Genomic DNA, 5,509 nt, shown 5'->3' with positions numbered 1-5,509 from the left:
GCGCCTGATGTCTTTGAAACCAAGTCTTCGGCTATACTGACCACAGCAGCATAGCTAGCCCCCGATGTGTCCACTTTCCGGGGGTCAGGCCCCCCACCGTCAGTTACAGATACACCACGCTACTGGACGCAACCATTCAAAGGTGAACTGTGCTGTCGTGTTTTAGGCTAATGCGCGCGCGGGGGTTTCGCAATACTCTCACGCTGGGACGCTCGCCATTCCTCCCTTGCTACAGGTAAGAGTTGTGCAGTCGTGTGATGCCGTCTTATATACAGACGTCACCCCCTGCCGTATGGCTAAACTATGGAAAATATATGTTTCCGAGCATGTAGCACTACCTGCAGCTTTTATCTTTTGGTTAAATCGTCACCCCTCCCGATTTCTGGATAAAACAATCGCGACCACGATCAATGCCGCGCCGACCATTAGCTCGTCACTATGCACACTCAGCCATGAGCAGCTGGCGGCAATGGACGCTATTAATGCGATGAATACCAGCCCGGCTTTCGGTAAAGTGAAGCGTCTTAGGCAGAGTTCAACCCTTCCTTAGCTGAGGTAGGAACTAAACCCCGGACGCTTCATCCCCCTAGGCGTGTTCCGTTTAGGTTAGGTCGGAAACGAGAAAAGGGCATCAAGGGCGGATTTCAATAACTCCTTGTGGCGGGATTCTGAATCCAAATCTCCCTGACACTCTCAAGGCGTCACAACTCCATAGTTAAGAGCTACTTAACCCTTATGTACCCTTTTTGATAGATGCACCAATTTGGCCACAGTACCCGCATGAGTACTGTGGCCAAGTTTTGGAAGACAGTTTAGCAAGATCCTATCACTTTTTATCAAGTGATTAATAAACTGCTAGCTCCACTTAAAACACCGATCATGCCGCTGCTCGACGAAAGACTATATGGTTATTGGGCCAGAAAAAGTAGCAGATGGCTAGGAACGCCACGACTATTCGCCCAACCAAGCTAGGGAAGAAAGCTGTAATAGCTATCGTTGCAGCAAAGAGGAAAATGGAACGCACACGATGCATCCAAGGAGATACCGCTTTTTCACCCATGATCATGGAAATACCAAAAAGGATTACTCCCAATATTGAATAGAGCCACAAATATCCAGAATTGAAAAAGTGCTCAACTCCATGTTTCTCAATAATATCCGAGGGGAATATAGTGACAAAAGCCCACAGAGATTCTGGAAAGCGAATAAACTTTGGATCTTTATCCGTCCGCATTAGTCATCCTCAATCTCTGCGGTAATTGGCGGAAATCCCCACTTAGAGTACCAGGTAATACCTTTACCCTGCGCGACCGCCCCTGTGATTTTAGTAGCGAGATCGACAAAGTAAGTTGCCCCAAGAAGGCCGGCAGCGCCAGAAATAGCAGCTCCGATCGGCTCGCCTGCTACAGCACCCCAAGCAAAGAATGCCGCCTCAAGAGCAGCTGGCCCTTCCATTGCCGCTGCGGTAAGAGTTGCAGCCGTCCCAACCGTCAAATCGCTATTTGATATGTGGCCGAGCTTGTGATCATATGTAGTGACAATTTTTGGCTCGTTTTCCTTGTGCTGAACAATGCTTTCATCCTCAGCAAGCACTGAGTGGAAAAAACTGACATCTTTGTCTTCGAAACCATAATCACTACGAAGCTGATCATCGTTGAGATCGGACTTGAGGTTACCCTCATCGTCGTAATCAATATGTTCACCGACGTTACTAATTAGCTCAAGCTGCTTCTTCTCTTCAGGAGTGATCTCCTTAAGAGACCTATCAAATTGCTCTTCAGACCAAACAGGAGTTTTCTCTGCTTGTTCAACCGTTTCGGCAGAAGCTGCGGGGGCAATACCTGCAGTGATTAGAGACACAACTGTCAGAAGTGCGACTCGATTCATGATAGAACCTTTCTGTATCGATAGGCGGAACAAATCTAGGATACACGCCATCCTGACATCCCGCTTCTCAGATGAGCCGCATCCTACAGCATGTGGAATACTCTCGCTGGTGGAATGAGAATTGCGGGATTCCCGATGTTTCATAAATGAGAGTTCTCGCCTGTGATAGGTTCAATCAAAATGATATTCGCGAATTGCTCCGAGTAGCCAACACGGCTTTGAGCCATTCAATAAGCCCGAACCCGGTAGCTCCAGGGGCAAGCTCGAAGGTGCTGCGCCGGACGAAGGAGCCATCGGCGGGGACTGCTCGAACAGCCACCAGGTTTTCCCGTCGGTGAGGATTCCGTTGTAGCGGGAACCATCTTGGCTCATGTGGGTAGTGACGTAGCCAGCGAGTTGGTTGATGTAGTCCGCGTCGGCGCTCTCGTTGGTGAGCCGCTTTTTTACTTCGATGACAGTGGCTCCGGTGGCGATGTCGATTCGTCGGTGAGAACCATCACCGATCTGCTCTTCCAACCGTGGGGTATCCAGGTCGAAGTCGGCGGTAGTCAGCAGGGTCTTGATGTCGGACTGAATGTCAGCTTCAGTGCGCTCAGTGGCGTCTGGGGACGCCAGGCGAGTGATCAGGGATTGTGGTGTGGTCATGGCTTTCTAAGGTGGGTAGGTAAGTCTTAGTTGTTGATTCTTTCACAACGCACCCGTAACAAGGGCTGGTTGGTGGCAACCAAATCTTTGATTTGGGCGGCAGCCCAACGAGCCGCAAGGCGAGGCGGGAGTATAAACCATAACCCACAATATGACGGTTCTGTTGGTTGATCGGCTGGGGATATAGATCTACAGGGATATAGTTATAAGCCACCTGGGAAAATAGGTAAACCCCTGTGTATAACTAGCAAGATGATGGCAGATCAGCGCAAAGTGCTTTCAGGTAAAAAGAAAGCGCGCCGGAGGGCGCTAGTCTTCTGTGTTCTGTCTAGTCGAGTTCTGGACGAGACGGCCGCTGTCGGACTGAGGTGACTGTCTTGATCAACGTGACACCGGTCAGTATTGGAGGTAATTCCAGCGTTAGGCCACACACAGAATGTCATGAATGGCCTTCTTGATGTCGTTGCGAAAGTTTCTTCGCTCTACCGCAGTAGTCCATTTTGTCGAAAAGTTCTCGGCGATCATATCCGAGGTGAAGGTGTAGGCTTCCCGATTGTTTTAGCGGTACTGTTGCAAAGTTGGGCGGAGAGCAGCGAAGACTCAGTTTCTCATTCCCTGACGGCCGCTGCGTGTGGGCGTTGTTAGGCCGTCTCGAAGACCTGGTTGACGATCACCGCGTCCGGGTTCGGTTGCCCGTAGGCAAACATCGTGCCTTGCCCTTTCCGCAATGAGTGCATCGCCTCCATCCCTTTCAACGTCCGATATGCAGATATCCGGTTCTTAAACGCGCCTTTTGGCCCGAGGATCCGCTTCAGCCGACCATGGTCGCCTTCCAGGATGTTGTTGAGGTATTTCACCTGCCGGTGTTCCACTGTTGGCGGGCAGATTCCCTCTGACTTTAACTCGGCGATTGCCCTGGCTAGGGAGGGTGCTTTATCGGCGTTGATCACTCTGGGATACCCGGCTGACGCATTGGATCTGACGGCCTTGGCCAGGAAACACTTCGCTGCGGCCACGTTCCGATTCGAAGAGAGGTAAAAGCCCAAGGTCTGGCCACCGGCGGTGATCGCCCGATAGAGGTAGCACCACCTGCCGCCAACCCGAGAGTGTCAGGAAGTTTGTGTGTGAGGCTCTGATCTAGAAGGAGTTTCACAGATAATGACTACTGTGTCACCGAAGAAAAACCATGACCCGGCGAGGGTCAACGACATCAGTGAGAAGCTGATGGAAAATCCTTAAGCTCGCCAGCTTGATCGGCGAGCTGTCGACGTCCACCGATGACGCCAGCGAGCTGGTCAAAGGCCTGTTGCAGGCTTCGATTAACGCTGGTCTCCAGGCAGAGATGGATGCGCATTTGGGCTATAGCCATTCCGACCGCAAGGCCAAAGCCCAGGTGGAAACCGCACAGAGCAGCAATCACCGCAACGGGTCGTACACCAAAACCGTCAACTCTGGCTACGGCGCGGTGGAAGTGACCGTGCCCAGGGATCGCGCCGGCACGTTTACTCCCCGGATGATGCCCAAGGGCACACGTCGGCTCACAGAGCTCGACGACATGATTATCTCGCTGTACGCCGGCGGGATGACCGTGCGCGATATTTGCCACCATCTCGCAACCACCCTCGGTGTGGATATGAGCCCGGATACGATCAGCACCATTACCGACGCGGTCTTGGAAGAGGTCATGATCTGGCAAAACCGCCAGTGAGATGAGTTCTACCCGGTGATCTTCCTCGACGCGCTACGCGTTAAAATCCGCGATGGCCACCGCGTGGTCAACAAGTCCTGCTACATGGCGGTTGGTGTCGACATGGACGGCATCAAGCACATCCTGGGATTGTGGATCGCGGACAATGAAGGCGCCGCATTGTGGGCATCGGTGTGTGCGGATCTGGCTAACCGCGGTGTCCAAGACGTGTTCATCGTGTGCTGCGACGGGCTCAAAGGCCTGCCGGAAGCCGTGGAGGCAACCTGGCCGAATTCCATGGTGCAGACCTGTATTGTGCACCTGATTCGGGCTGCGAACCGGTGGGTGTCCTACCAGGACCGCAAATCAGTCTCCCGCGTACTGCGTGAGGTCTACACAGCCGCTAACGAGGACACTGCACGTGCCAGCCTGGATGCCTTCGAGGCCAGTGAACTTGGCCGGAAATACCCCCAGTCGGTCAAAGTCTGGCGGGACGCATGGGAGCGGTTCGTGCCGTTTCTGCAGTTCCCGCCAGCGGCGCGGCGAGTGCTCTACACCACCAACTCGATCGAATCGCTCAACGCCCAACTGCGTAAAGCTACCCGTAACCGGGGGCAATTCCCGAACGATACTGCCGCACTGAAGACGCTGTGGCTGATGATCTGCGACATCGAAGACAAGCGCGCTGCCCAGCGAGCGAAGAAAACAAAACGCGACGTTGAATGCAACGGCTATATTGAAGGAGCGAAAGCCACCGGGTGGAAACAAGCCATCAACCAACTAGCTGTGGCCTACCCCAACCGATTCGCGGATTACTTGTAAACCAAGCCCCCGCACACAAAGAATCGGACACTCTCCCGTGGGACACAATTTACCAGCGAGCAGCTCTGGGAGGTGTGCCGCAATTTGGGCATTGCTCAATCCGTGGGGCGTACCGGAGTGTGTTTCGATAACGCGATGGCTGAGTCGTTCTGGTCGACGCTTAAGACCGAGTTCTACGACCGGAAGCGCTGGGCCACCCGCGATGCTGCGCGTCAGGCTGTGGCTTGCTGGATTGAAGTGGTCTACAACCGTCGACGTCGGCACTCCGCCCTCGGGATGGTCAGCCCCGTCGATTTCGAGAACCACACCAGCCTAACCACCAGCAGAAAAGAATTAGCTGCCTAACCACTAGGTAGCTCTACTACGTGTCCACGATTTGCGGGCAACCCTAACGCCCACACCGCGCACTAGGACGACACACCCCACACCACAGCTACACCACCGGCACAAAAGCCAGCCCCAACGACA

The 5,509-nt window shown here is 53.4% G+C and carries 4 protein-coding genes and 3 pseudogenes; 3 read left to right on the top strand and 4 right to left on the bottom strand.

Annotated features, from left to right (window positions below; translation table 11 throughout):
• Positions 1 to 292: 292 nt before the first annotated feature.
• Positions 293 to 550, top strand: coding sequence for a hypothetical protein (locus QP891_RS11455; RefSeq protein ID WP_239275893.1), 258 nt, complete (start codon positions 293 to 295; stop codon positions 548 to 550).
• 327 nt (positions 551 to 877) lie between these two features.
• Here QP891_RS11455 and QP891_RS11450 read toward each other — a convergent pair whose 3' ends face one another.
• From QP891_RS11450 to QP891_RS11435, 4 genes and pseudogenes are all read right to left on the bottom strand, one after another.
• Complete coding sequence (locus tag QP891_RS11450) at positions 878 to 1,234, bottom strand: hypothetical protein (protein ID WP_239268985.1); 357 nt, start codon at positions 1,232 to 1,234, stop codon at positions 878 to 880.
• Positions 1,234 to 1,887, bottom strand: a complete 654-nt coding sequence (locus tag QP891_RS11445; protein WP_284771334.1) for a hypothetical protein — start codon at positions 1,885 to 1,887, stop codon at positions 1,234 to 1,236. The genes QP891_RS11450 and QP891_RS11445 overlap by 1 nt, the downstream gene beginning before the upstream one ends.
• A 171-nt stretch (positions 1,888 to 2,058) precedes the next feature.
• On the bottom strand, positions 2,059 to 2,532 hold the full coding sequence (locus tag QP891_RS11440; protein WP_239268981.1) for a PDDEXK family nuclease: 474 nt from the start codon (positions 2,530 to 2,532) through the stop codon (positions 2,059 to 2,061).
• Between the two features lie 641 nt (positions 2,533 to 3,173).
• Positions 3,174 to 3,635, bottom strand: a pseudogene (locus tag QP891_RS11435) (IS6 family transposase); the annotation flags it as partial.
• Between the two features lie 55 nt (positions 3,636 to 3,690).
• Here QP891_RS11435 and QP891_RS11430 point away from each other — a divergent pair.
• Both QP891_RS11430 and QP891_RS11425 read left to right on the top strand, forming a co-directional pair.
• Positions 3,691 to 5,041, top strand: a pseudogene (locus QP891_RS11430) (IS256 family transposase).
• Between the two features lie 36 nt (positions 5,042 to 5,077).
• Positions 5,078 to 5,386 (top strand): annotated as a pseudogene (locus tag QP891_RS11425) (integrase core domain-containing protein); the annotation flags it as partial.
• Positions 5,387 to 5,509 lie beyond the last annotated feature (123 nt).

The sequence above is a fragment of the Corynebacterium sp. MSK310 genome, from assembly GCF_030227355.1.
Lineage (GTDB): Bacteria > Actinomycetota > Actinomycetes > Mycobacteriales > Mycobacteriaceae > Corynebacterium > Corynebacterium rhinophilum.
Note: the sequence above shows the minus strand (reverse complement) of the source record. Positions and strands in the feature narration are given on the sequence as shown.

Excerpts from the sequence above, each read along its gene's own strand:
- QP891_RS11455 (WP_239275893.1), top strand. The coding sequence starts at position 293 with ATGGCTAAACTATGGAAAATATATGTTTCCGAGCATGTAGCACTACCT.
- QP891_RS11450 (WP_239268985.1), bottom strand. The coding sequence starts at position 1,234 with ATGCGGACGGATAAAGATCCAAAGTTTATTCGCTTTCCAGAATCTCTG.
- QP891_RS11445 (WP_284771334.1), bottom strand. The coding sequence starts at position 1,887 with ATGAATCGAGTCGCACTTCTGACAGTTGTGTCTCTAATCACTGCAGGT.
- QP891_RS11440 (WP_239268981.1), bottom strand. The coding sequence starts at position 2,532 with ATGACCACACCACAATCCCTGATCACTCGCCTGGCGTCCCCAGACGCC.